Here is a 24025-nt window from a genome sequence, read left to right on the forward strand (position 1 = left end):
CCGCAAACACGTCCGCAAGGCAAGACACCGTGTCCGCTGCGATCAAATCCGCTTTCTGAGCCTCTGTTAGTTCGTTGTCATAGCAACAGAAGTGGCTATGAGTGAATCGACCAAAGTTGACAGTAAGTTCACCGTCTTGCTCCGTTACGTCTATGTCGCCGAAATCCTCGGAGATAGCTGGGAAGACAACCGTAGGTGCCGCGTCAGAAGCCAGGCTCCAGACGACACCCGGAAGTTGTTCCCTTAGCTTTTCCATGAATGCTTCAAGGATCATCTGATGGCTAACGCCTGAATTAAGGGGAGCCGCGAAGCGGCTTCCCCTTGAATAAATTGTTAGATGGCAACTGGCTCACCGTCGGCTGCTCCATGGCCAATGCAGCAATGATCGTGCGCTCTCGCCCCACACAAAGAATGTGTCAAGCCAACGGCTCTTAGCAAAGAGCATGGCGAAGCCAAGTCCGCCGAAGATTGCGCCGAAAGACGCAAAAGACCTCTTGCAGCCTGGAGAAGTGGTTGTAACACCGTTGCAGCTAATGGTCGCCGCTGGGTCTAGTAAGAGAAATATCCCTGACACGAATAGGAGTGTGCCAACTAGAGCGAACATGAAGCCCATGAATCGCATCATGTGCCTCTGACGCCGACGCTTTCGGATGAGGGACTGCTGCATTGCCATCTAACGCCTGAATTAAGGGGAGCCGCGAAGCGGCTTCCCCTTGAATGAATTGTTATGCCCCTACTGATCCGCTAACCACTGCAGATAGGAGGCGGCACCGTCAGGAGACAACTCTAGCGCCGCCTCAGCCACTGTGGGATCTCCTTTGGCCGCTGCGATGGCCGCCAGAACACAGGCAACCATACCTCCGTCCCAAGGGCGAGTTGCGGCCGCCGCTGCCAATGCGGGCAGTTGGCTCAGAGCTGCGAAGTAAGGCTGCTCTAGATCTGCCGGCACGGACATGCCTAGGCGATGCCGACAGATCTCGACCCAGGCAGGGAATTGGAAGTACGTGGAGCCGGCACTTTCCGGCCGAGAGGCAAGGGCATTCACAACGTGCGGAACGGCCGCAAATGAAGCGGAATACACGTCTCCTTGGTGCGCTAAGGAACTCCACAGAGTGAACCAAGGCTCCGACTCCCCAACAGCGTCCGGCAGAGATTGAAGCTGGCGTAGCAGACGAGGAGTGTCCGAAGCGGAGCCATAAGCATGCTGAAGCTCACCCCATCGCGAACTATCAAGACTCAGCATGCGAGAAACTTCCTTAGGGGCATAACGCCTGAATTAAGGGGAGCCGCGAAGCGGCTTCCCCTTGAATGAATTGTTAGGTTGCGGCCCGAGAACCCATGGGGGCGATGCAACTGGACAGATCTTAGTCATGCCGGCTATCGGAGCGGGAGGGTGATCGGCTGAGGTACAGCAAAAGTAGCCCAAGAACAAAGCAAGGAAGGCCCAGAATAACCAGAGCTGCAGCAGCCCGCACACGATCCCATACGGATCCCGTTCGGGCGACAGGAACAGGAGACTCATCGGATACGCACACAGACAAGCGAGACACACGCCAATCGCGGTGAACGCCTGTCCGAGCGCACGTTTCTGATTCCGAGCCATCAAGCTGCCCCCGCAACCTAACGCCTGAATTAAGGGGAGCCGCGAAGCGGCTTCCCCTTGAATGAATTGTTAGGCGCGAGGGTAACCCAGGAAAGATCGGCGCCGGTACACCCTGCCGACGGAGCCGGAATGGTCGGGCGCGCCCGACGTACGCCCAGCGGGTAAGTCACCGAAGCCCGCGCTTCTACAGACCTGTCCGAAGACAGTGCCGGCGCGCACCGTCCGAAGCTGCTAACTGACCGAAGTGACACAGGCAACGTTGGGATGTTTGTGCGCGCAACATGCGTCCGCCAAAGCCAATGGAACGGTGATCGACTTGCCGAAGAGCGGTGGCAACCGAAGCCGAGGCGCTTGCCGATTGTGACGACCCACTACAGCCAGCTTCTACAGCGCCTAACGCCTGAATTAAGGGGAGCCGCGAAGCGGCTTCCCCTTGAATGAATTGTTAGCGCTGATGGCCGACAGCACATCCGGCCAGGATCTGCGTAGCTTGAGTGGAACGATTACCGATGCAGCCGCCCCAACAACTAAGCAGGCCACCGGAACACCGTGCTCCGATGCGAAGGCGATGGTGGATGCAGCGGTCTCATGTCCGGCGACATGAAGTTCCGGCGCGATCCAGAATGCTGCCATTTCGAGAGGGAGCAAGAGGCCGCCTGTGAGTGTGAGAAGGCCAAAAGAAAGCAGCAGGCAAACGAGCATAAAAGAGCGGCGTGTATGGGCAGGCAAATGGGATCCCCAAGCGACCAGCCAGGCAATCCAAGCCGGAAGCGCGGCGATTGCCAAAACAGCAATGCTTCCAAGAACCACGAGAGCCAGAGATGCTGCGTCCATAGCGCTAACGCCTGAATTAAGGGGAGCCGCGAAGCGGCTTCCCCTTGAATGAATTGTTAGCGCTCAAGCCGACGCCCCTCCGCGCTGAAAGTTGCGAACCGCAGAATTGAAGAAGAGGTATCCGCAGTTTGCCAGAAGGGCGACCGTGAGCAGTGCAAGCAGTCCGGCACCTGCCGGGGCGATCCTAGCAGCACCGAAGGCGCCAGCGGCAGCAACCAATGCCCCGAGCAGGTTGCAGATTAGCCAGATGCCAGCAGCGACCGAACTGCCTCGCAGAAGAAAGACAATAAGAATGCTAGCTAGGCAAAATCGGACGGCAAGGGGCATGCTAGGTGCCGTGACGAGCCGCCAGAGTTCAAAGGCGAGATACCCAAGCGACGTCAGGGCTAGTGGCAGTGGCGGCTTTCTATCCATGAGCGCTAACTACTAGTAGACCCCAACCTGGGGTGATGGACGGAGTTTGTCGATTGGGTTGGGGGCCGTCAAACGGGGTAATCCTAACGAAGACGCGGGTTTGGCTTACGGCATGGGTGTGCCTTGGTGGGGATAGTCGTCGCGATTGAAGGCGGCGAGACCCCGATATGGCATATGACGGCGGAGAGACCCCGATAACTGTGCAGGGTGCGGGCGGTTCGCCCCCGCGGCTTTTCGACGAAGTTCGCGCGCGGATCCGGCTCAAGCACTACAGCTTGCGGACCGAGAAGGTCTACCTGTATTGGATTCGCCGGTTTATCCACGACAACGGCCGGAAGCACCCTCGCACACTTGACGGGGCGGCGGTCGAGGCATTCCTGACCCGCCTGGCAACTCGGGACCATGTTGCGCCGAGCACGCAGAACCAGGCGCTGTCGGCCCTGCTGTTCCTGTATCGCGAAGTGCTGCACATCAAGCTTCCGTGGATGGAGAACGTGATCCGCGCCAAGCGCGCGCGGCGCCTGCCCGTGGTGCTGGCCCGCGGGGAAGCCACGCTCGTGCTGCGCCGCCTGGCCGGGCGCGAATGGCTGATGGCGAGCCTGCTGTACGGAAGCGGGTTGCGGCTGATGGAGTGTCTCCGGCTGCGCATCAAGGATGTGGACCTGGCGCGCAACGAGATCACCGTTCGCGAGGGGAAGGGCGCCAAGGACCGCAAGACCGTGCTGCCCGCGAGTCTTCGTGATGCGTTGCTTCGGCAGATGGACAACGTGAGGGTGCTGCACGAGGCCGACCTCGCTGCCGGTTTCGGTGCGGTATCGCTCCCGTCGGCGTTGGCGCGGAAGTACCCGAACGCACCCTCGCTGCTGGGCTGGCAGTACCTGTTTCCGGCGGCGCGGCGCAGCATCGATCCTCGCGACGGCACCGAGCGCCGCCATCATATCGATGAGAAAGTGCTGCAACGGGCGGTATCCGCGGCAGCGCGCGCGGCCGGTATCGCGAAACCCGTCACGCCGCACACCCTGCGCCACAGCTTCGCCACCCATCTGCTCGAAGCCGGTGCCGACATCCGCACGATCCAGGAGCTGCTCGGTCACAAGGACCTGACGACCACGCAGATCTATACCCATGTGTTGAATCGCGGGCCCGGTGGTGTCGTGAGTCCGCTCGATCGCTGAGCACAAGGGAAGGCCCGCGTCGCCGCAGGCCTTCCAACTGCCAGAGCCGTTCCAGCACTACATGTCAGGCCGCGCGTTTCGCCGCATCGGACAGCGCGCGCACGTAGCCATCGACCGAAGTCGATCCACTGAACAGCAACTGGCCATCGACGATGTAGCTCGGCACGCTGTTCAATCCCGTTGCGCGGACGCTGTCTTCGAACCGCAGGACGTCGCTCCGATGCTCCAGCGCCCGGGACACCGCGCCGGGCCGCATGCCGGCCTCCACGGCGATGCGCTCGAGCACGGCATGGTCGCCGATGTCCGCACCGTCGGTGAAATAGGCGACGAACAAGGCATCGACCACACCGTCCTGGAGGACGGCGCCGCCTTCGACACGCGCCAGCCGCACCAGGCTGTGCGCCGCGACGGTGTTCGGCGTGCGTGACTGGCGGTCGTACCGGAACTCGGCGCCGACCTTGCTTCCTGCCTCCACGGCGCGCGCGTCCATCGCCAATGAGTTCTCCCAGCCGAAGCGCTGGGTGCGGAATGCCTTCCTTTCCATGCCCTGCTCCGGCAGGGTGGGGTTGAGCTGGTACGGCAGCCATTCGACATCGACTTCGATACCCTGCCCCGCCAGGACGTCCAATGCCTGGTCGAGGCTGCGCTTGCCGACGAAGCACCAGGGACAGATGACGTCGGCGACTACCTGCAGGTGCAGGGCACGGCTGTGTTGCGTGTTCACGGGTTGGATCCTCTTGCTTGTCGGATGAGGGGCCGGGCAGCGCGCCCGACCCCGCGTTGCGATGGAGCGCTTACTTGGAGGACGTGCTCTCGCCCAGCTTTCCGGTGTAGTCGGCCAGATGCTTCTCGGCCTCCGGGTTGGTCTGCAGGCCAAGCTCCATCAGCTGCTTGATGCGCTGCTGCGCCGCAGGGCGCTTCACCGAGCCGATGAAGCCCTCCCACTCCGCGCCGATCTCCTGGTTCGACGGCAGGCTGTTGGCGTCGACCAGTCGCTTGATGTCGGCGATCGACTGCTTGTCGAACTTCGCGATCCGGCGCGCCATCGCATCGACGAACGCATCAAGCTCGGCATCGGGCAGCGCGCGGTTGACGTAGCCGTAGCGCTCGGCCAGTTCGCCGTTGATGTCGTTGCCGGTCAGCAGCACCTCCAGCGCGCGGCCGCGGCCCATCAGGCGCGGCAACCGGGCCATCGGGCCACCGCCAGGCACGAGCGCTGCGCCGATCTCCCACTGCGACAACACGGCCTTCTCGCGGCTGGCAAACCGCATGTCGCTGGCCAGGGCGAGTTCGCTGCCGACGCCGGTGGCGCGGCCGCGGATCGATGCGATTGATACGACTGGCGCCCTGCTCAACCGCACCAGCATGTCCGGCAGCGGCGGAAGACCGGTCGGGCCGTTCGGCAGGCTCGTCGTATCGGTCAGTGGCGGGACGAAGTCGTAGTGCGTCAGGAAGAAGTCCGGCACGTCGCTGTCGAACACGACCACTTTCACGTTCGGATCGTTCTCGATGGCGACGACGACCTTGTTCAACTGCGGCATCGTGTTCGGGCCGTAGATGTTGTACGGCGGGTTGTGGAACGTGACGCGCCAGTACTCGGGGGTGACGCGCGTCAGCCTGACCTGGTCCTTGGCGGATGTAGCGGACTGGGGCTTGCTGGCGCTCGGCGCCGACGTGGCGTGCTGGGCGTACGCGGGAGCAGTGAAGGCGATACCGGCGGCGACGAGGGCCGTGGCGAGCAGATGCGGTTTCATGGGGGAAGGTCCAACGGGAAGGTGGACAAATCGTGCGCGCCGCCCGGAGCGAACTGAATAGCCGTTGTCCGGCAGCCACTCTTCCCCGTTCTGCAATAAACACAGCCCTCGCCAGGCCGCGGTCCTCCGGCCGTTGCGGTTTGTATCGCCATGTATCCGGCAGTGCCCGCCGTGCGGTTCGCTGACAAAAACGCATTGCGCCGGACACGTTGCCGACACCTGCCAGGCTTGGAATGCACGCTCCAAAACAAGGCACCCATTGCCTAGGAGCGTTTCCGTGAAAGCCGAACTCAACCAACCGCTGATGTCACGCGTAGATGTCGTGGGCCAGTGGATTGCGCCTCTGGCATTGCGTGCATTGCTGGCCTGGGAGTTCTTCGAAGCCGGACGCGAAAAGCTCCACGGCGAGAACTGGTTCGCCGACCTCGACGGCCGCTTTCCGTTGCCGTTCTCGCTGCTCGGCGCGAACGTGAACTGGACGCTTGCGACGTGGTTCGAACTGGCAGGCGGCATTGCATTGCTGCTGGGTCTCGGCACGCGCTACGCGGCGTTCTCGCTGTGGGTGCTGACCATCGTCGCCATCTACGCCGTGCACTGGCCGTCCGAGTGGTCCAGCGTGGCCGAACTGTGGCAGGGCTATGCCATCACCAATGACGGCTTCGGCAACTACAAGCTTCCGTTGATCTATCTGGTGATGCTGCTTCCGCTGATCCTCGGCGGTGGCGGGCGCTTCAGCCTCGATCACCTGGTCCGCACATTCGCTTCGCCGGAGGTGGTCACGCCCGGCCGTACCGGTCCGATGACCTGGGGCCTGGTGCTTGCCGCCCTCGCACTGCCGCTGACGGTGTTGCTGCCCTGGGTGGGTGGCGCGCTGACGGTGCTGGGCGTGGCGCTGGTCGCAAACGGCATGCGTCGCACAGCGCCCCGAGTCTTTGCCCGCCCCGCGACCGCACTGCGCTGAAACAGCGCACTGAACCCCTTTCTTTCTACAACCGGGCCGCATCCGCGGCACGACCTTCGCGCAATCCTGCGCCCCCCACTGGAGCAAGACCCATGTCCCGTAACAACCCCCAGAACAAGTCCACCTTCGGCCTGATCGGCGTCGCCCTCGCCGGGCTGGTGCTCAGCGGTTCGGCCTTCGCAATGCAGCCGCTTTCGCAGGGCTACATGCTCGGCGCCAGCCACGCCGCCGGCGAAGGCAAGTGCGGTGAAGGCAAGTGCGGTGCCGCCGAAGGCACGGCCACGAAGTCCGCCGCGAAGTCCGCAGAGGGCAAGTGTGGTGAAGGCAAGTGTGGCGCCGCCGAAGGCACGACGGCCGCGAAGAAGACCGCCGAAGGCAAGTGCGGCGAAGGTCAGTGTGGCGATGCCCGCTTCAACAAGACCGACACGAACGATGACGGCCGCGTGTCGAAGGCCGAGTACCTCAACGTGGTTCCGAGCGGCGATGGCTGGACCGCCAAGGACGCCGACCGCGACGGCTACATCTCCGAGCGCGAGGCCTACGAGTACACGAAGGGGCGCTTCGAGGCCAACGGCAAGAAGATTCCGATCGGCCGTTTCGCCGCCTTCCCGGAATGATCCTCCCATGCGCCCCTCGGCCCGGCCGGGGGGCGCGCACCGAGATTCAGTCATGCGCAAGATAGGTTCCACTGTCACAACTGCCGGCCTCGGCCTGCGACGCGGCATGCTCTCCTCGCTGCTGGCGATGGACGACATGGCGGTCGATTTCCTCGAGCTCGCGCCCGACAACTGGATCGGCGTCGGCGGCCGCCTCGGCGAAAACCTGGCGACGCTGTCCTCGCGGTTCCCGATCAGCGCCCACGGTCTCTCGTTGTCGCTGGGTGGGCCCGAACCGCTCGACATGCAACTTCTGGCCGGCACGCGCGAACTGCTCGACCGGCACGGCATCGAGTTGTACAGCGAGCACCTGAGCTACGCCTCGGACGACGGGCAACTGTACGACCTGATGCCGATTCCATTCACCGACGAAGCCATCCGGCACGTCGCAGGCCGGATCCGGCAGGTGCAGGACGTGCTCGGACGCAGGATTGCCGTGGAGAACGTCTCCTACTACGCCGCGCCCTATCAGGCACTGAGCGAGATCGATTTCGTCACTGCCGTGCTGGACGAGGCCGATTGCGACCTGCTGCTGGACGTCAACAACCTGTACGTCAATGCGATCAATCACCGCTACGACGCGCAGCAATTCCTTTCGCGGCTGCCCGGCAACCGCATCGCCTCGTACCACATCGCCGGACACTTCGATGAGGCGGAGGATCTGAAGGTCGACACCCATGGCGCGCCGGTCAAGGACGACGTGTGGGCGCTTCTCGACAGCGCCTACCAGCGCTTCGGCGTCCGCCCGACGCTGCTAGAGCGCGACTTCAACCTGCCGCCGATCCATGAACTGCTGCTGGAGACGAACCGCATCCGCGACATGCAGCTCGTTGCGGCTTCGCATCCGGCAAAGGCGCTGGAGAAGGCGCATGGCTGACACGCTGCGCGAACAGCAGTACGTGCTGGCCCGCCACCTGCGCGACCCCGGCCGCCACCCGCCACCGCCGGGCATCGACGAGCGACGCCTGAAGATCTACCGCGAGCTGTTCTTCCACTCCCTCGAAAGCCTGCTGTCGGGCACGTTCCCGGTCATCCGCCAGACGCTCCCCAAGGCGCAATGGCTGGCCCTGGTGCGTTCGTTCTACGCCGACTACCGCAGCCAGACGCCGCTGTTCACGCGGATCGCCGAGGAGTTCGTCGGCTTCCTGCAGCAGCACGCCGGCGACGACACGCCGCCGTGGGTGCCGGAACTGGCGCATTACGAGTGGGTGGAACTGCACCTCGACCTGATGGATGCGCATGACCCCGCGCACGACGCCGATGGCGACCTGCTCGACGGCATCCCGGTGCTGTCGTCACTCGCGCTTCCACTGGGATACCGCTGGCAGGTCACCACCATCGGTCCCGGCACGATCCCGGCGGTGATGTCGGAGCAGCCCACGCTGCTGCTGGTGCATCGGGACGCCGAGGCTCGCGTTCGGTTCTCGCAGATCACGCCCCTCGCCTACCGGTTGCTGGAGTCGATCTCATCGGAGCCGCGCACTGGCCGGGAGCACCTGGCCGCGCTGGCGCAGGAAGCCGGCGGTGACGCCGACACCATCCACGCCCACGGCTTGGCGCTGCTGGAAGAACTACGCACACAGCGCGTCGTGCTCGGCACGTTGAACGAGACCGCTGCCGGCACTTTGTAACGGTTTGTATCCGCACGGTCGGCAACGACACAACGTTGCACAACGGCGATTCCGGGACATATCCGCCGCACATCACCTTGAAAGACTGCGCGGCGTCGGATGTTCCCCCACCCGATGGCCCTGGCCTCCAGGCCGAGAGCCTCCTCCCCCAAGCATCGAAGGTAACCACCATGATCAACCAGATCGAACAGGTCATTTACACCGGCAAGACCCACACCACCGGCGGCCGCGAAGGCCAGTCGCGCAGCTCGGACGCGCAGCTGGATATCAAGCTGTCGACGCCCGGCACCTCACGCCCCGGTACCAACCCGGAGCAGCTGTTCGCGGCGGGCTGGTCGGCCTGCTTCATCGGCGCACTGGGCTTCGGCGCGCAGAGCCTGAAGGTCAAGCTCCCGGCCGACACCGCCGTCGATGCCGAGGTGGATCTGGGCCAGGGTGAAGGCGGCTACTTCCTCGGCGCGCGCCTCAACGTCAGCCTGCCCGGCATCGACCGCGACACCGCCCGGCAGCTGGTCGACTTCGCGCATGCGAACTGCCCGTACTCCAAGGCCACGCGCGGCAACATCGACGTCGAGATCAACCTGGTCTGACGCACCCACGGATCGGCCTGCCCGGCCCCTTGGGCAGGCCATCCGGTTCCGCATCCGTGACCGGAGCTGACCGATGATCGAATATTCCCTCGCCGCCGCGGCCGGCATCGCGACCGTCGCCTCGCCGTGCATCCTGCCGGTGCTGCCGATCGTGCTGGCGACTACCGCCGGACGCAGCAAGGTCGAACCGCTGCTGATCATCGCCGGATTCGTCGCCACGTTCGCCGCCAGCGGCATCCTGATCGGTGCGTTGTCTGCATCGTCAGGCGAGCTACAGCAGATCATCCGCAACGGTTCGATCCTGCTGCTACTCATGGCCGGACTCGCCTGCCTGTGGCCGGCGCCGTTCGAATGGCTGGTTGCGCGCGTTCGCGGCTGGCGCGCGGCGCGCGGCGGCAACACGGTTGCGTCACCGCCAGTCGGCGGCAGGGCGGGAGCATTGCTGGTCGGCGCCTCGCTCGGCCTGGCATGGACGCCGTGCGCGGGGCCGGTATTGGCCTCGATGCTGGCACTGGCTGCCAGCGCGCAGGCACCGGGCAAGGCCAGCGCACTGTTCGGCATCTACGCATTGGGCGCAGGACTGCCAATGCTCGCGATCGCCTACGGCGGCAACTGGATGTCGTCTCGCCTGGCGCTGCTGAACCGACACACCGAGCTCTTCCGCAAGATCTTCGGCGCCATCGCCATCGCATTCGCCGCCCTGCAGTATTTCCACTACGACGTGCTCTTCACGGCCTGGGCGACGCAGTGGCTCCCTTCCTTCTCGACAGGACTCTGAAATGATCAAGCCCATCATCACCATGCTCGCCGCCTGCCTGTTCGCCGCCTCCTGCACGGCGGGTGCGTACGACGATCCGGTCCAGCCGACCAGCACCGCCCCGGCCCCCATGGCGCCGGAGTTCAGGGGCATCAACCACTGGATCAACAGCGCACCGCTGACCATGGCGCAGCTGCGCGGCAAGGTCGTGCTGGTCGAGTTCTGGACCTACGACTGCATCAACTGCATCCACGTGCTCCCGCATGTGAAGCAGTGGCACGAGCGCTACAAGGAGCAGGGCCTGGTCGTGGTCGGCGTGCACACGCCGGAATACGGCCACGAGAAGATCCTTGGCAACCTGCAGGGCGCCGTGAAGCGCTTCGGCATCGGCTATCCTGTGGCACAGGACAACGATTACAGGACCTGGGACGCCTTCGGCAACCGCTACTGGCCGGCGTTGTACCTGATCGACCAGGACGGCCGCATCGTGTACCAGCACTTCGGCGAAGGCGGTTACGACGACACCGAGGCGCGGATCCAGAGCCTGCTGCGCAAGCGCTGATACGTGGGCAGCCAGCATCGGCGGACCGACACGCCGGTGCGACCAGCAAGGGACATTTCCGCATGGAACACGTGGATCACATCCTGGTCGTCGATGACGATCGCGAGATCAGGCAGATGGTGGCCGACTACCTGCAGAAGAACGGTCTGCGGGTGACGGCGGCGGCCGACGGCCGCGAGATGCGCTCGATCCTCGACACCACGGCCATCGACCTGATCGTGCTCGACCTGATGCTGCCCGGCGAGGACGGCCTGGTGCTGAGCCGCAACCTGCGCGCCAGCAAGCATCGCGCGATTCCGATCGTGATGCTGACGGCGCGCGACGATGCCACCGATCGCATCATCGGCCTGGAGATGGGCGCGGACGACTACATCGTCAAACCGTTCTCGGCACGCGAACTGCTTGCGAGGATCAAGGCGGTGATCCGCCGCACGCGCATGCTGCCACCCAATCTTCAGGTCACCGAGATGAGCCGCATGCTCGCCTTCGGCAAGTGGCGCCTGGACACGACCGCGCGCCACCTGCTCGACGACCAGGATGTCGTGGTCGCGCTCAGCGGCGCCGAATACCGCCTGCTGCGGGTGTTCCTCGACCATCCACAGCGCGTGCTGAGCCGCGACCAGCTGATGAGCCTCACCCAGGGACGCGATGCCGAGCACTTCGACCGCTCGATCGACCTGCTGGTCAGCCGCCTTCGCCAGCGCCTGCTGGACGACGCGCGCGAACCCGCCTACATCAAGACCGTGCGCAACGAGGGCTACGTGTTCTCGCTGCCGGTGAGCTTCGTCGGCGAAGACGACGCATGAGCACCCTCGTGCCATCGCCCCTGTCGCGCCTGCTGCCCAGGACGATGGCCTCGCGCCTGTACCTGATCCTGTTCGCCGGCCTGCTGATCGCCCACGGACTGTCCTTCGCCCTGCTCTTCTATGAGCGATACACCAGCGCGACCTCGTTGATGCTCAGCAATGCCCAGCGCGACGTGGCGACCGCAGTGGCGGTGCTCGACCATGTCCCGGCAGCCGAGCGTGCCCGCTGGACGCCGCTGCTCGAACGAAAGGCCTTTCGCTACATCCTCGGACCCGGCACGACGGGCGGCCCGCTGGACAGCGATCGCGCACGCGAGATCACCCATCTGATGTCGGTGGCACTGGGCAGCAAGTATCCGTTGCGGGTCAACGCCGTCTCGAAATCGCCGGAACGCTTCCACATCCACCTGCGGTTGAGCGACGGCAGCCCGCTGACCATCGAAGTCACGCCCAGTCCGCTGCCGATCGCGCAATGGCTGCCGTTCGTATTCGTCGCCCAGCTGCTGCTCCTGCTGCTGTGCGCGTGGGTGGCAGTCCGGCTGGCGACGCGGCCATTGGCGCGCCTGGCAAGTGCCGCCGAGTCGGTCAGTCCCAGCGGCGACGGTCCGCGACTGCAAGCCGAGGGCCCGGTGGAGGTGGCCACGGCGGTTTCGGCCTTCAATGCGATGCAGGACCGCATCGCCCGTTATCTGCGCGAGCGCCTGCAGATCCTGGCGGCGATCTCGCATGACCTGCAGACGCCGATCACGCGGATGCGTTTGCGCACCGAAGCGATGGACGACTCGCCGGAGCGCGGCAAGCTGATCGGCGATCTCGCCGAGATGGAACACCTGGTGCGCGATGGCATCGCCTATGCGCGCAGCGCGCACGGCGCATCCGAAGCGCCAAGACGGCTGGACCTTGATGCCTTCATCGACAGCCTCGTACTCGACTACCAGGACGTCGGCAAGCCGGTGACGCTGTCGGGTCGCATCGGCGAGCCGGTGACGACACGACCGCTGGCGCTGCGGCGCGTGCTGGGCAACCTGGTCGACAACGCGATCAAGTACGCCGGTGGCGCTGAACTCCAGGTCGATCGCCACGGCGAAGCGGAAGTGACGATCTCCGTGCTCGATCGCGGCCCCGGCATTCCGGACGGCGAGCTCGAATCGGTGATGCAGCCGTTCTATCGTCTGGAAGCATCGCGCAACCGCGACACCGGCGGCGCGGGGCTAGGCCTGGCGATCGCACAGCAACTCGCCCTGTCGATCGGCGGATCGCTGACCTTGCGCAATCGCGACGGCGGCGGATTGCGGGCGACGCTGACGCTGGTGGATCTCGCTCAGGGCGCGAAGAACTAGCGCAGACACGAAGCAGGCTCGCCATGTTGGGCAAGCCCGTATCCGGTTACCTCACTTGCCGCCGGCTTGTCGTCGTCGGTGTTCGGTGACGGGTACGCCACCGACACCCCAGTTCTCGAGCGGGACTTCCTCGATCACGACGAACGTCGAATCGAGAGGCTTGTTCAACACGTCCAACAGCAACTCGCTGACGCCTTTGATCAGCGCGGCTTTCTCGTCGGCGGTGACTGCGCTGCGCTCGGGCGCGGAGCCTTCGCGGGTCACCTGGATGGTTACCATGGGCATGGTCGTTTCTCCTGTGGGTTGAAAGAGGGGCGGACATGGCCCGCCCCTCGTTGCGTCAGTGACCGGCGCTCTGGCCGCCGTCGACGTGGAGGATCTCGCCGGTGACGAAACCGGCGGACTCGAGGTACAGCACCGCCTGGACGACTTCGGAGATCTCGCCCATGCGGCCGGCCGGATGCAGCGCCGCCAGCCAGTCGTGCGTCTCCGGTGCGTGCATCGGCGTCTTGATGACGCCCGGCGATACCGAGTTCACGCGTACGCCACGCTTGGCGTACTCGATGGCCAGCGACTTGGTTGCGGCATTGATGCCGCCCTTGGTCAGCGAGGCCAGCACCGACGGCACGCCGTCGATGGCGTGGTCGACCAGGCTGGTGGTGATGCTCACGACGTGGCCACTGCCCTGCTTCTCCATCTCCGCCACGGCGGCCTGGGTGATGTGGAAGAAGCCGTTGAGGTTGACCGACAGCACGTTGGCGTAGTCCTCGCCGGTGTACGCGGTGAACGGCTTGGCGACGAAGACGCCGGCGTTGTTGACCAGCGTGTCGATGCGGCCGAACTTCGCCAGGCCTTCCTGGACGATGCGCTGGGCGACGGCCTTGTCGGCGATGTCGCCGGCGACCGTCAGGATGTCCGGATCATTGGAGGGCTTGATCGAACGCGAGTTGGCGATCACGCGGTAGCCGCGGTCGCGGAAACCCTGCACGATGCCGGCGCCGATGCCCTGCGACGCGCCGGTGACGATGGCGACTTTGCTCTGGTTGCTCATGGTGTTGGTTCCTGAATCTTGGGGGGAGGAGCCGGTGTGGCACCGATCTGACGATCGGCGATTCCGACGGGCCCAATCTAGGAGCGCAACGAGGCTTTGCGAATCCACGGCGTCCGGCAGACATTCTTCCGCCTGGCGGCACAGTGGGGCTGGTCAGTCGGAGCCGTCCCCGGCCACGCTGCGCGCGAAGATCGCGCGCAGCCGGGGAGCGGCGAAGTCGACGAAGGCACGCACCTTGGGCACCGCGAGCCGTCCGTACGGTGAAACGATGTTCACCGGCGTCGGCACCGGCTCGGCGTCGGCCAGCACGATGCGCAGGTCGCCGCGCTCGATCTCGCTGGCGACGTGGTAGGAGAACAGGCGCGTGACGCCATGGCCTTCGACGGCGGAAGCAATTGCCGCGCGCACGCTGTTGACCACCAGCCGCGGATTGAAGGAGACGGAGCGCGGAATGGTCGATCCTTCCAGCGGCGGAAAGCTCCATGAGTCCTGGCCCATGTGCGCCATCGTGATGATCTGGTGCTTGGCGAGGTCGGAAGGTTCGTCGATGCGTGGATGCGCCGACAGGTAGCGCGGCGACGCCACGACCACCCGCCGCACTTCTCCGATGCGATGCGCCACCAGCGTCGAATCGGCCAGGTGGGTGATGCGCAGCGCCAGGTCCATGCCTTCGTCGATCAGGTTCACCGGCCGTTCCAGCATGTGCATCCGCACGGTGACCGTCGGGTACTCGTCCATGAAGGCATCGACGATCGGTCGCAGCAGCTCCACGCCCGCGAATACGGTGGAGGTGATCGTCAGCGTGCCGCGCGGCACCGACTTCTCGCCCGCGGCCTGCCTGTCGGCTTCCTCCAGGTCGGCCAGCACTTTCCGGCAGGCCGCGGCATAACGTTCGCCCGCCTCGCTGAGCTTGATCGAGCGCGTCGTCCGGTGCAGCAGCGGAACGCCGACGTGGGCTTCGAGGTAAGCGACGGCACGGCTTACCGCCGCGGCCGAACGTCCTGTCCTGCGGCTGGCGCCGGCGAGGCTTCCCTCGTCGAGCGCCGCGATGAACACCTTCATGGCTTCGATGCGGTCCACGTGCGCCACCATGGTCCAGGCAGGCCGGACCGGCCCGTTGCGATTTCACCACCACGAAGCCCGCCGCGTCGATAACCCGCATCGGCGCGGCCGTTGCCACCGGAGAACGCAGTCACGCAGTCGGAGGCTCGTGGAGGTCCAGCTCCCTGATGTTGGCCTTCTCGTGTTCGTGGACGATGACGGCGACGACCTTGCGGTCGGCACCGAGCGTCCGATGGGTCGCCTCGACCAGGTCGTCGACGAGCTTGCGCTTCTTCTCCGGCGACAGGCCTTTGGCAATGTGGCATTGGATGAGTGGCATGTCCGCTGCTCCGGTTATCGGGATGCATGATCGACGTATTCGGGCAGGTGCTGCCCGAACTCGATGAAGTTGATGCCGCGGTTCTCGTTGATGATGAGGAACACCTGCTCACGCGGTTCGCCGGTGGCCTCGCTGACCGCATCGAGGATCGCGGCCGCGAACTCCCGTTTCTGGTCGTCGGTCCGGCCATGGCGCATGTCCACGGTGAGTATCGCCATTAGCGTTTCTCCTGCTGGTTGAGGCGGGCGCGTGCTTCGTGCAGTTCGGCGAGGAGTGCCTCCATCAGGGCCTGCGTGGACATCGAACGCGCCAGCGGCGCACCCTGGCCCGCCCAATGGGCGCCGTAGCCCGATTGCCCCGCGGCCTTGGCGACGGCATTGAGAGCCTTGCCGGCGTCGTAGGCGATTGGATAGGCAGGAACCGCATCGTCCGGGACGGCGGCACCCCAGCCAGTGAACTCATTGGCGAGGCTGCGCGCGGGACGGCCCGAGATCACGCGCGTCATCACCGTTTCGTGCGCAGCGCTGGCGAACAGCCGCTCGCGGTATCCGGCGTCGGCCAGCGATTCGTCCGTCGCGATGAACGCGGTGCCCAGCTGCGCGGCGCTTGCGCCGAGTGCCAATGCGGCGGCGATGCCTGCACCGTCCATGATGCCGCCGGAGGCGATGATGGGCACCTTTCCAGACTGCACGAGCAGGCGCGTCAGCGCCATCGCGCCGAGCCGGCTGTCTTCCGCATCGGGATCGAAGACACCTCGATGCCCGCCGGCCTCGTATCCCTGCGCCACGATGGCATCGATGCCGGCGGTTTCGATGGCCTGCGCTTCCTGCACGCTGGTGGCCGATGCCAGTAGCACGATGCCTGCGGCATGGAGGCGGTCGATCTGATCGCGGCGTGGCAGGCCGAAATGAAAGCTGACGACCTTCGGCTGTTCCGCGACGAGCATGTCGAGCATGTCGTCGTTGGCGAGGAACGACGTGTAGATCTCGTTCAGCGCCGCGGGAGCTTGCGCGCCCCATCGAGCGAACTCGGGGGCCAGGCGTTTCAGCCACGCCGCCTGCTTCCGATCATCCGGCATTGCCGGCCGATGAACGAACAGGTTGACGTTGAGCGGACCGCTGCTGATCCGCCTGAACTCGCCGATGGCCAGCTGCGCCTGCCTGACGGACATGGCGCCGACACCGAGCGATCCGAGGCCTCCCGCATTGGCCACCGCGGCCGCCATCGCCGGCGACGACACGCCGGCCATCGGCGCCTGGATGATCGGAGCGCGAATGCCAAGCAGCTCGAGCAACGGCATGTTGGGTTGAGTCGGCATCTCCGTTCTCGCGGGTCAGACCGGAGCGACTTTACCCGCGAGCCAGTACGCAGCGAATCCACACGTCCCGGCAGTGAGTCTTCCGCTGTGCGGAACAGTGGAGCGCTTCGCCCCCTCTCGATTCTTGAGCGCTTACCTCAATACGGCCAGCAAGGCCTTGGCCGTGGCTTCCGAGGAAGCGGGGTTCTGCCCCGTGATCAGCTTCCCGTCGGTCACGGTGAAGCTCTGCCAGTCGTCCGCCTTCTCGTAGAGACCGCCGAGCCGCTTCAACTCGTCCTCGACCAGGAACGGCACGACCTTCGTCAGCTGCACCGCTTCCTCCTCCGAATTGGTGAAGCCGGAGACCCGCTTTCCCTTGACGATGGGTTCACCGTTGATCTTCACATGGCGCAGCACCGCGGGCGCATGGCATACGGCGGCGACGGGCTTGCCGCTGCTGTAGAAGTCCTCTATCAACTTGATCGAGACCGGATCGTCCGCGAGGTCCCACAGCGGACCGTGTCCGCCCGGGTAGAACACGGCATCGAAGCCGGCCGCGGACATCGTGTCGAGCCGATACGTGTGGGCCAGTACGTCCTGCGCCTTCTTGTCGGCCTTGAACCGGTCCTGCGATGCCGTCTGGTTGTTCGGGTCATCGCTTTTCGGATCGATCGGCGGCTGCCCACCCTTGGGCGACGCCACGGTCACGTCGACCCCTGCGTCGGTGAATGCGTAGTAGGGAGCGGCAAACTCTTCCAGCCAGAAGCCGGTCTTGTGGCCGGTGTTGCCGAGCGTGTCGTGGGAGGTCAGGACCATGAGGATCTTCACGGAGATTCTCCTTTTGGCGGTGTGCGAGGCCGGCCGGTTCGGAATGCGTGCACGGCTCGATCACGGCGTGCATAAAGCCTGCCAAGTGCGATCGACTCGGCACTGGTACCGGCGTTTCGTTCTTTTCTAACCCCGGCCCCGTTATGCATGCGAGAAAGCCATCGAGCACGATGGCTCGGCCCGATTGACGACCGGCTGGCGAGTAGTACGATCCGAAGCGCCAACCACCGCGGAGGCGTGCCATGACTGCCTGGGAGCTCAAAGGGCGCGAACTGGTCAACTGCAGCTGCGAGTACGGCTGCAACTGCCAGTTCAATGCACTGCCCGACAAGGGACATTGCCATGCCGTCGCCGGCATCCAGATCGACGAGGGCTTCCACGGCGACACGCGACTGGACGGATTGCGGCTCGCCGCGATCTTCAAATGGCCCGGCCCGATCCATGAAGGCAATGGCGAGGCCATCGCCTTCGTCGATACACGCGCCAACGCGCAGCAGCGCGATGCATTGCTGAAGATCATGACCGGGCAGGACACCGATCCGTTCGCGACGATGTTCGCAGTCTATGCGTCGACCGTCACCAGGATGCACGACCCGGTCTTCACCGACATCGAGCTCGAACTGGACATCGACGGACGCAAGGGCCGCATCATCGTCAAGGACTACATCGACACGGTAGGCACGCCGATCCTCAACAAAGCCACTGGCGCCGAATCGCGCGCGCAGATCGTGCTGCCCGACGGATTCGAATACGCGGTCGCTGAAGTCGGCAGCGCGACGACCCGGACACAGGGGCCGCTTGAAGTATCGCTGACCGACACTTACGGTCAGTTCGCGCGGCTGCACCTCAACAACCACGGTGTCGTCCGCGCTTAGCCTTCGATGCCTGCAGGGACCGCACTCGAACGATTGCTCAGGCACGACGGCGCGATCACCGCCGTGGGCCTGTCGGTGCTCTGCGCGCTGACCTGGGCGTACATCGTCACCGGCGCGGGCCTCGGCATGAGCGCGTGGGACATGACCACGATGGCGTTTTTGCCGCAGCAGCACGGCACCGGCGAATCCGCGCAGATGGGCGCCATGACGCCGGATCACTGGGGGGCCAGGGTCTGGATCCTGATGGTCGGCATGTGGTGGACGATGATGATCGCCATGATGACGCCTAGCGCGGCGCCCACGATCCTGCTGTACGCACGCGTACATCGCCATGCGCTGGCGCAGGATGATCACGGCACGGCGCCGGCCTCCCTGTTCGCCACCGGCTACTTCCTGGTCTGGCTGGCGTTCTCGATCGCGGCCGCCGCATTGCAGCTGGTGTTGCAGCGCGCAGGCATCGTTTCGGCCGCGACGATGGGCTCGCAGATCCACTGGATATCCGGAGTGGCGCTGATCGTCACCGGCCTGTACCAGCTGTCGCCTCTGAAGAATGCATGCCTGAGCCATTGCCGGTCGCCGGCAGCCTTCCTGTCACGCCACTGGCGGCCGGGCGCCAGCGGAGCGTTGCGGCTGGGGGCGCTTCACGGTGCGTATTGCGTGGGCTGCTGCTGGATGATGATGGTGTTGCTGTTCGTCGGCGGCGTGATGAACCTGGTCTGGATCGCAGCGCTGTCGCTGCTGGTTCTGGCCGAAAAAGTGCTGTCCACGGGCCGGTGGGTGGGACGCGTTGCCGGTGCGGTGATGATCGGCTGGGGCGTCTGGATCCTGTTGGCCTGAGGCCCTGCGCGATCAGGCCGCGGCCGTGCGCGCGTTGCGTCGCATGACCTGCGGCGGCTGGCCGAACGCACGCAGGAACGCACGGCGCATCCGCTCCGGATCGGCGAAGCCGGTTTCGGCGGCCACCTCGTCGATCGTGTGCCGTGTCTGCTCCACCATCACGCGTGCCGCCTCGATGCGCAGGTGTTCGACGGCCTTCGCCGGCGATTGCCCGGTCTCGGCGCGAAACGCGCGACTGAACTGGCGCGGGCTCAGGTGCGCGGCCTCGGCCAGTTCCTCAACGGTCAACGGCGCGCGCAGGTTGCGCCTGGCGTACTCGAGCGCGCTCTGGATTCGATCGGACTTGGCGTCCATTTCCAGCAGGGCCGAATGCTGCGACTGGCCACCGGCGCGGCGGTGGTAAACCACCAGCTTCTGCGCCACCACGCGCGCCAGGTCGGCGCCGAAGTCCTTCTCGATCATGCCGAGCGCCAGGTCGATGCCGGCGCTCATCCCGGCCGACGTCCACACCGGTCCATCGATGATGAAGATCCGGTCCTCCTCGACATGCGCTTTCGGAAACTGTTTCTGCAGATTGCGCGCATGGAACCAGTGAGTGGTCACGCGGCGGCCGTCCAGCAGCCCGGCGTCGCCGAGCAGGAACGCGCCAGTGCAGACCGATGCGATGCGTCGCGTGGAGTCGGACGCCTTGCGCAGCTGCCTGATCAGGCCCGGGCTCGCCGGCTCCGGATGCAAAAGGCCGGCGACGATCAGTGTGTCGGGCTTGTGCCTGGACAGAACACGCGTGTCGATCGACATCCCGAACGAGTTGGGAATCGGGCCGCCGTGCTCGGACAGCAACCGGACGTCGTAGAGCGATTCCTTCGCGCTGACGTTGGCCAGTTCGAAGGCGGAAGCCGCCGCCAGACCCATGATCTGGAAGCCCGGCGGCAGGGCGAAGCCGATGGTAAGCATTGCCGGATCCTGCAGGCTCGAAACGAGCGCGTCTCAAAACGAGGTATATACGACGTTTAAGTCATCGTCAACGAGGCCTACATTTCGCTCCGCACCCGGCGTCCGCCGGAATACACGGAGCCTTCCCATGACCACCCCCATTCATAAGGGCACCGCGCTGATCACCGGCGCCTCCTCGGGCATCGGCGCCGTCTATGCCGATCGCCTCGCCCGCTCCGGCCACGACCTGATCCTGGTCGCCCGCCGCGCCGACAAGCTGCGCGCGCTCGCGCAGGAACTCACCACCCGCACTGGCCGTTCGGTCGAAACGATCGCCGCTGACCTGACCCGACCGGAAGACCTGGCCAAGGTCGAAGCCGTATTGAAGAGCGACGCCAGCATCACGTTGCTGGTCAATAACGCCGGCGTCGGTGCGACTGCACCGCTGCTGCAGTCCGATGCCGTCGAGATGGAGCGCATGATCACGCTCAACGTCAGCGTGCTCACGCGCCTCGCCTACGCCGCCGCTCCGGCGTTTGTCGCCCGCGGCAACGGCACCATCATCAACATCGCATCGGTCGTCGCGCTCGCGCCGGAACTGCTCAATGGCGTGTACGGCGGCAGCAAGGCATTCGTGCTGGCGTTCTCGCAGTCGCTCCAGCACGAACTGGCGGACAAGGGCGTGCGCGTGCAGGCCGTCCTGCCGGGTGCCACCGCCACCGACTTCTGGGATGCCGCCGGCATGCCAGTACAGCACCTGCCGCAGGAGATCGTGATGCCGGTACAGGACATGGTCGACGCCGCGCTCGCCGGCCTCGCCCAGGGCGAAGCCGTCACCATCCCGGCCCTGCCCGATATCGCCGACTGGCAGTCGTACGAGAACGCGCGCAAGGCGCTCGGCCCAAGCCTTTCCCGCTCGGTACCGGCAAAGCGTTACGCCGTCGCTTCAGCCAAGTCGCATTAACCGGAAAAGCCCGCGCGGGCACGTCGCCGCGCGGGCAAGTGAGTCATTCGAGGCCGCCCACATGAGCAACCTGTCCGCCGTCGGAACCGTCACCCCGGATACGGAGGCCGTGCAAGCGCCACGCTGGAACAGGCGCCGGCTGGCGTGGGCAACGCTGGCCGCCGTCGCATTGCTGGCCGGCGGTGCCTATGCCGTGCATTGGTGGAACGTGGACCGCTACATCGAAGACACCGACGACGCCTACGTCGGCGGCGACGTCACCGTGATCGCGCCGCGGGTGTCGGGCTACATCACCCGAATGGCCGTCCACGACAACCAGCGTGTCCGAGCCGGCGACCTGCTGTTCCGGATCGACGATCGCGACTTCCGCGCCGCACTGGCCAAGGCCGAAGGTGCGGTGGCCGCGCAAGAGGCTTTGCTGGGCAACCTGGAGGCGACGGCCCACCTGCAGGACGCGGTCGTGCAGCAGGCACAAGCCAGCGTCGGCGCCGCCGATGCGGAGGCGGTGCGCTCACGCGACGACCAGGCGCGTTACAGCGTGCTGGCCAGGCAGCTGGCGGTGTCGCTGGAAAGCGCGCAGCGCGCCGATGCCACCTATCGCACGGCGATCGCCAACACGCAGCACGCACAGGCAGGCCTGGTGGCGGCGCGGCGCCAGATCGAGGTGATCGCGTCGCAGAAGCGCCAGGCCGAAGCGGCGCTGCTGCAAGCCAAGGCCGAGCGTGATGCCGCGCGCCTGCTTCTCGGCTATACCGAAGTGCGGGCGCCGGTCGACGGCGTCGTTGGCAATCGCCGCGCACGCCTCGGTGCCTATGCCGCGGCGGGAACGCAGTCGCTGGCGATCGTGCCGTCACGCGGGCTGTGGGTCGACGCCAACTTCAAGGAAGACCAGCTGGCGCACATGCGCGAAGGCGCCCGGGTCGAGATCCGCGCCGACGTGTTGCCCGGCAGGATCTTCCATGGCCGCCTGTCGAGCCTGGCACCGGCGACCGGAGCGCAGTTCAGCGTGCTGCCGCCCGAGAACGCGACCGGCAACTTCACCAAGATCGTGCAACGCGTGCCGGTGCGGATCGTGCTGGACGCCAGGGACGGCACGCTGGGCCTGCTGCGCCCGGGACTCTCGGTCGTGGCCGAAGTCGACACGCGCGGCGGACAGGGCGCGGGCATGCCATGAACGCGCGCGCGATGGCATTGCCGCGTCCGGCCGATCCGACCGCGCTCGGCACGGCGCAGAAGATTTTCGCCTTCGCCAGCATGTGCGTGGGCATGTTCATCGCGCTGATCGACATCCAGATCGTCTCGGCGTCGCTGCGCGACATCGGCGGCGGCCTGTCCGCCGGTGTCGACGAAACCGCGTGGGTCCAGACCAGTTACCTGATCGCCGAGATCGTGGTCATCCCGTTGTCGGGCTGGCTCTCGCGCGTGTTCTCCACGCGCTGGCTGTTCGCCGCGTCGGCCATCGGCTTCACCATTGCCAGTGTGCTGTGCGGGTTCGCCTGGGACATCGAAAGCATGATCGTGTTCCGCGCCCTGCAGGGATTCCTGGGCGGATCGATGATCCCGCTGGTGTTCACCACGGCCTTCATCTTCTTCGACGGCAAGCAGCGTGTGATCGCGGCAGCGACCATCGGCGCGCTTGCCTCGCTGGCGCCGACCATGGGCCCCACGGTCGGCGGCTGGATCACCGAGCACGCGTCGTGGCACTGGCTGTTGTTCATCAACGTCGTACCGGGCTTGTTTGTCGCGATCGTCGTGCCGATCCTGGTGAACATCGACAAGCCGGACCTGTCGCTGCTGCGGGGCGCGGATTACTTCGGCATGGTGCTGCTGGCACTGTTCCTCGGCTGCCTGGAGTACACGCTGGAGGAAGGCCCGCGCTACGGCTGGTTCGACGACGACACCATCGTGACCACGGCGTGGATCGCAGCCGTCACCGGCGTCGGCTTCGTCGCCAGGACGCTGACGTATGCGCATCCACTGATGGATCTGCGCGCGTTGAAGGACCGCAACTTCGCCCTCGGCAGTTTCTTTTCCTTCGTCACCGGCATCGGCCTGTTCGCCACGATCTACCTGACGCCGCTGTTCCTGGGCCGCGTCCGCGGCTACAGCGCATTGCAGATCGGCGAAACCGTCTTCACCACGGGCGTGTTCCAGTTGCTGACCATTCCGCTGTACGTGTGGCTGACCAGGCGGGTCGACCTGCGCTGGATCATGATGACCGGGCTGGCGCTGTTCGGAATTTCGATGTGGGAGTTCGCACCGATCACCCACGACTGGGGCGCCCGCGAACTGCTGCTTCCGCAGGCGCTGCGCGGCATGGCCCAGCAACTGGCCGTGGCGCCGACGGTCGTGCTGACATTGGGCAGCCTTCCTCCTGCGCGGCTGAAGCTGGCTTCCGGCCTGTTCAACACCATGCGCAACCTCGGCGGCGCCCTCGGCATCGCCGCCTGCGCGACGCTGCTCAACGACCGAACGAACCTGCACTTCCTTCGCCTGGCCGAGCGCGCATCCACCGGCAACGATGCAGTGAACGCATGGATGTCGAACGTGTCGGCCCAGACAGGCACACCCTCGACGGAATCGACGCTACGCCTGCTGTGGCACGTCACCTACCGCGAAGCGCAGACGCTGGCGTACTCGGATGCGTTCCTGGTGATCATGGTCTGCTTCGTCGTTGCCACGGCGATGGTCCCGCTGATGCGCAAGGTAGCCCCGCCGGCGGCCCCGACTGCCGACCACTGAGCCGGCCGGGCGGGTCCGGCGCCGGCCTGTCCGT

General features: G+C 65.4%; 26 protein-coding genes. 15 read left to right on the forward strand and 11 right to left on the reverse strand.

Annotation, left to right across the window (positions count from 1 at the left end; translation table 11 throughout):
* Positions 1 to 2008: 2008 nt before the first annotated feature.
* Complete coding sequence (locus IU514_RS13590) at positions 2009 to 2437, reverse strand: hypothetical protein (RefSeq protein WP_194931666.1); 429 nt, start codon at positions 2435 to 2437, stop codon at positions 2009 to 2011.
* A gap of 581 nt (positions 2438 to 3018) precedes the next feature.
* Here IU514_RS13590 and IU514_RS13595 point away from each other — a divergent pair.
* The gene (locus tag IU514_RS13595; protein WP_194931672.1) at positions 3019 to 4026 is read left to right on the forward strand and encodes an integron integrase; all 1008 of its coding nucleotides are present in this window, start codon (positions 3019 to 3021) and stop codon (positions 4024 to 4026) included.
* 64 nt (positions 4027 to 4090) lie between these two features.
* Here the strand turns inward: IU514_RS13595 and IU514_RS13600 are convergent, their stop codons facing one another.
* Entirely contained in the window at positions 4091 to 4750 is a 660-nt protein-coding gene (locus IU514_RS13600) for a DsbA family oxidoreductase (protein WP_194931673.1), read from the reverse strand.
* Between the two features lie 70 nt (positions 4751 to 4820).
* The gene (locus IU514_RS13605) at positions 4821 to 5780 is read right to left on the reverse strand and encodes an enoyl-CoA hydratase/isomerase family protein (RefSeq protein WP_194931674.1); all 960 of its coding nucleotides are present in this window, start codon (positions 5778 to 5780) and stop codon (positions 4821 to 4823) included.
* Positions 5781 to 6057: 277 nt separating this feature from the next.
* Here IU514_RS13605 and IU514_RS13610 point away from each other — a divergent pair, with 277 nt between their 5' ends.
* From IU514_RS13610 to IU514_RS13650, 9 genes are all read left to right on the forward strand, one after another.
* Positions 6058 to 6741, forward strand: coding sequence for an HvfX family Cu-binding RiPP maturation protein (locus tag IU514_RS13610; RefSeq protein WP_324187842.1), 684 nt, complete (start codon positions 6058 to 6060; stop codon positions 6739 to 6741).
* Positions 6742 to 6833: 92 nt separating this feature from the next.
* A complete protein-coding gene (locus IU514_RS13615; RefSeq protein ID WP_194931675.1) occupies positions 6834 to 7358 on the forward strand; it encodes an HvfA family oxazolone/thioamide-modified RiPP metallophore in 525 nt (174 codons plus the stop codon).
* Positions 7359 to 7410: 52 nt separating this feature from the next.
* Positions 7411 to 8274 carry an HvfB family MNIO-type RiPP peptide maturase gene (locus tag IU514_RS13620; RefSeq protein WP_194931676.1) on the forward strand — a complete coding sequence of 288 codons (864 nt, stop codon included), beginning with the start codon at positions 7411 to 7413 and terminating at the stop codon, positions 8272 to 8274.
* The gene (locus tag IU514_RS13625) at positions 8267 to 9028 is read left to right on the forward strand and encodes an HvfC family RiPP maturation protein (RefSeq protein ID WP_194931677.1); all 762 of its coding nucleotides are present in this window, start codon (positions 8267 to 8269) and stop codon (positions 9026 to 9028) included. The genes IU514_RS13620 and IU514_RS13625 overlap by 8 nt, the downstream gene beginning before the upstream one ends.
* 170 nt (positions 9029 to 9198) lie before the next feature.
* Complete coding sequence (locus tag IU514_RS13630; protein ID WP_194931678.1) at positions 9199 to 9618, forward strand: organic hydroperoxide resistance protein; 420 nt, start codon at positions 9199 to 9201, stop codon at positions 9616 to 9618.
* A 73-nt stretch (positions 9619 to 9691) separates the two neighbouring features.
* Complete coding sequence (locus IU514_RS13635; protein ID WP_194931679.1) at positions 9692 to 10396, forward strand: cytochrome c biogenesis CcdA family protein; 705 nt, start codon at positions 9692 to 9694, stop codon at positions 10394 to 10396.
* Between the two features lies 1 nt (position 10397).
* Positions 10398 to 10937 carry a thioredoxin family protein gene (locus IU514_RS13640; protein WP_194931680.1) on the forward strand — a complete coding sequence of 180 codons (540 nt, stop codon included), beginning with the start codon at positions 10398 to 10400 and terminating at the stop codon, positions 10935 to 10937.
* Between the two features lie 62 nt (positions 10938 to 10999).
* A complete protein-coding gene (locus IU514_RS13645; protein WP_194931681.1) occupies positions 11000 to 11743 on the forward strand; it encodes a response regulator in 744 nt (247 codons plus the stop codon).
* Positions 11740 to 13083: an ATP-binding protein gene (locus IU514_RS13650; RefSeq protein ID WP_194931682.1), complete on the forward strand. Its 1344-nt coding sequence runs from the start codon at positions 11740 to 11742 to the stop codon at positions 13081 to 13083. Before IU514_RS13645 ends, IU514_RS13650 begins: the two co-directional genes overlap by 4 nt.
* 51 nt (positions 13084 to 13134) lie before the next feature.
* Here IU514_RS13650 and IU514_RS13655 read toward each other — a convergent pair whose 3' ends face one another.
* The 7 genes from IU514_RS13655 to IU514_RS13685 all read right to left on the reverse strand — a co-directional run bounded on the left by IU514_RS13655 (position 13135) and on the right by IU514_RS13685 (position 17640).
* A complete protein-coding gene (locus IU514_RS13655; protein WP_194931683.1) occupies positions 13135 to 13368 on the reverse strand; it encodes a tautomerase family protein in 234 nt (77 codons plus the stop codon).
* A gap of 55 nt (positions 13369 to 13423) precedes the next feature.
* Complete coding sequence (locus tag IU514_RS13660; RefSeq protein ID WP_194931684.1) at positions 13424 to 14134, reverse strand: SDR family NAD(P)-dependent oxidoreductase; 711 nt, start codon at positions 14132 to 14134, stop codon at positions 13424 to 13426.
* Positions 14135 to 14287: 153 nt separating this feature from the next.
* Entirely contained in the window at positions 14288 to 15214 is a 927-nt protein-coding gene (locus tag IU514_RS13665) for a LysR substrate-binding domain-containing protein (RefSeq protein ID WP_194931685.1), read from the reverse strand.
* Positions 15215 to 15326: 112 nt separating this feature from the next.
* On the reverse strand, positions 15327 to 15515 hold the full coding sequence (locus IU514_RS13670) for a tautomerase family protein (protein ID WP_194931686.1): 189 nt from the start codon (positions 15513 to 15515) through the stop codon (positions 15327 to 15329).
* A gap of 14 nt (positions 15516 to 15529) precedes the next feature.
* Positions 15530 to 15733, reverse strand: a complete 204-nt coding sequence (locus IU514_RS13675) for a tautomerase family protein (RefSeq protein WP_194931687.1) — start codon at positions 15731 to 15733, stop codon at positions 15530 to 15532.
* Entirely contained in the window at positions 15733 to 16833 is a 1101-nt protein-coding gene (locus IU514_RS13680) for an NAD(P)H-dependent flavin oxidoreductase (protein WP_228760727.1), read from the reverse strand. Before IU514_RS13680 ends, IU514_RS13675 begins: the two co-directional genes overlap by 1 nt.
* 132 nt (positions 16834 to 16965) lie before the next feature.
* Positions 16966 to 17640, reverse strand: coding sequence for a type 1 glutamine amidotransferase domain-containing protein (locus tag IU514_RS13685; RefSeq protein WP_194931688.1), 675 nt, complete (start codon positions 17638 to 17640; stop codon positions 16966 to 16968).
* A 242-nt stretch (positions 17641 to 17882) separates the two neighbouring features.
* On the opposite strand from IU514_RS13685, the gene IU514_RS13690 reads away from it, so the two are divergent.
* Positions 17883 to 18515, forward strand: a complete 633-nt coding sequence (locus IU514_RS13690) for a DUF1326 domain-containing protein (protein WP_194931689.1) — start codon at positions 17883 to 17885, stop codon at positions 18513 to 18515.
* A gap of 6 nt (positions 18516 to 18521) precedes the next feature.
* Positions 18522 to 19352, forward strand: a complete 831-nt coding sequence (locus IU514_RS13695) for a DUF2182 domain-containing protein (protein WP_194931690.1) — start codon at positions 18522 to 18524, stop codon at positions 19350 to 19352.
* A gap of 12 nt (positions 19353 to 19364) precedes the next feature.
* Here the strand turns inward: IU514_RS13695 and IU514_RS13700 are convergent, their stop codons facing one another.
* A complete protein-coding gene (locus IU514_RS13700; protein WP_194931691.1) occupies positions 19365 to 20306 on the reverse strand; it encodes a GlxA family transcriptional regulator in 942 nt (313 codons plus the stop codon).
* Positions 20307 to 20433: 127 nt separating this feature from the next.
* Between IU514_RS13700 and IU514_RS13705 the strand changes: the two genes are divergently transcribed.
* The 3 genes from IU514_RS13705 (at position 20434) to IU514_RS13715 (ending at position 23991) form a co-directional block, all read left to right on the forward strand.
* Complete coding sequence (locus IU514_RS13705; protein WP_194931692.1) at positions 20434 to 21249, forward strand: SDR family NAD(P)-dependent oxidoreductase; 816 nt, start codon at positions 20434 to 20436, stop codon at positions 21247 to 21249.
* A gap of 61 nt (positions 21250 to 21310) precedes the next feature.
* Positions 21311 to 22423, forward strand: coding sequence for an HlyD family secretion protein (locus tag IU514_RS13710; RefSeq protein ID WP_194931693.1), 1113 nt, complete (start codon positions 21311 to 21313; stop codon positions 22421 to 22423).
* A complete protein-coding gene (locus tag IU514_RS13715) occupies positions 22420 to 23991 on the forward strand; it encodes a DHA2 family efflux MFS transporter permease subunit (protein WP_194931694.1) in 1572 nt (523 codons plus the stop codon). The genes IU514_RS13710 and IU514_RS13715 overlap by 4 nt, the downstream gene beginning before the upstream one ends.
* The last annotated feature ends 34 nt before the right edge of the window (positions 23992 to 24025 follow it).

Source organism: Lysobacter niastensis (assembly GCF_015453285.1).
Classification (GTDB): Bacteria; Pseudomonadota; Gammaproteobacteria; order Xanthomonadales; family Xanthomonadaceae; genus Lysobacter_J; species Lysobacter_J niastensis.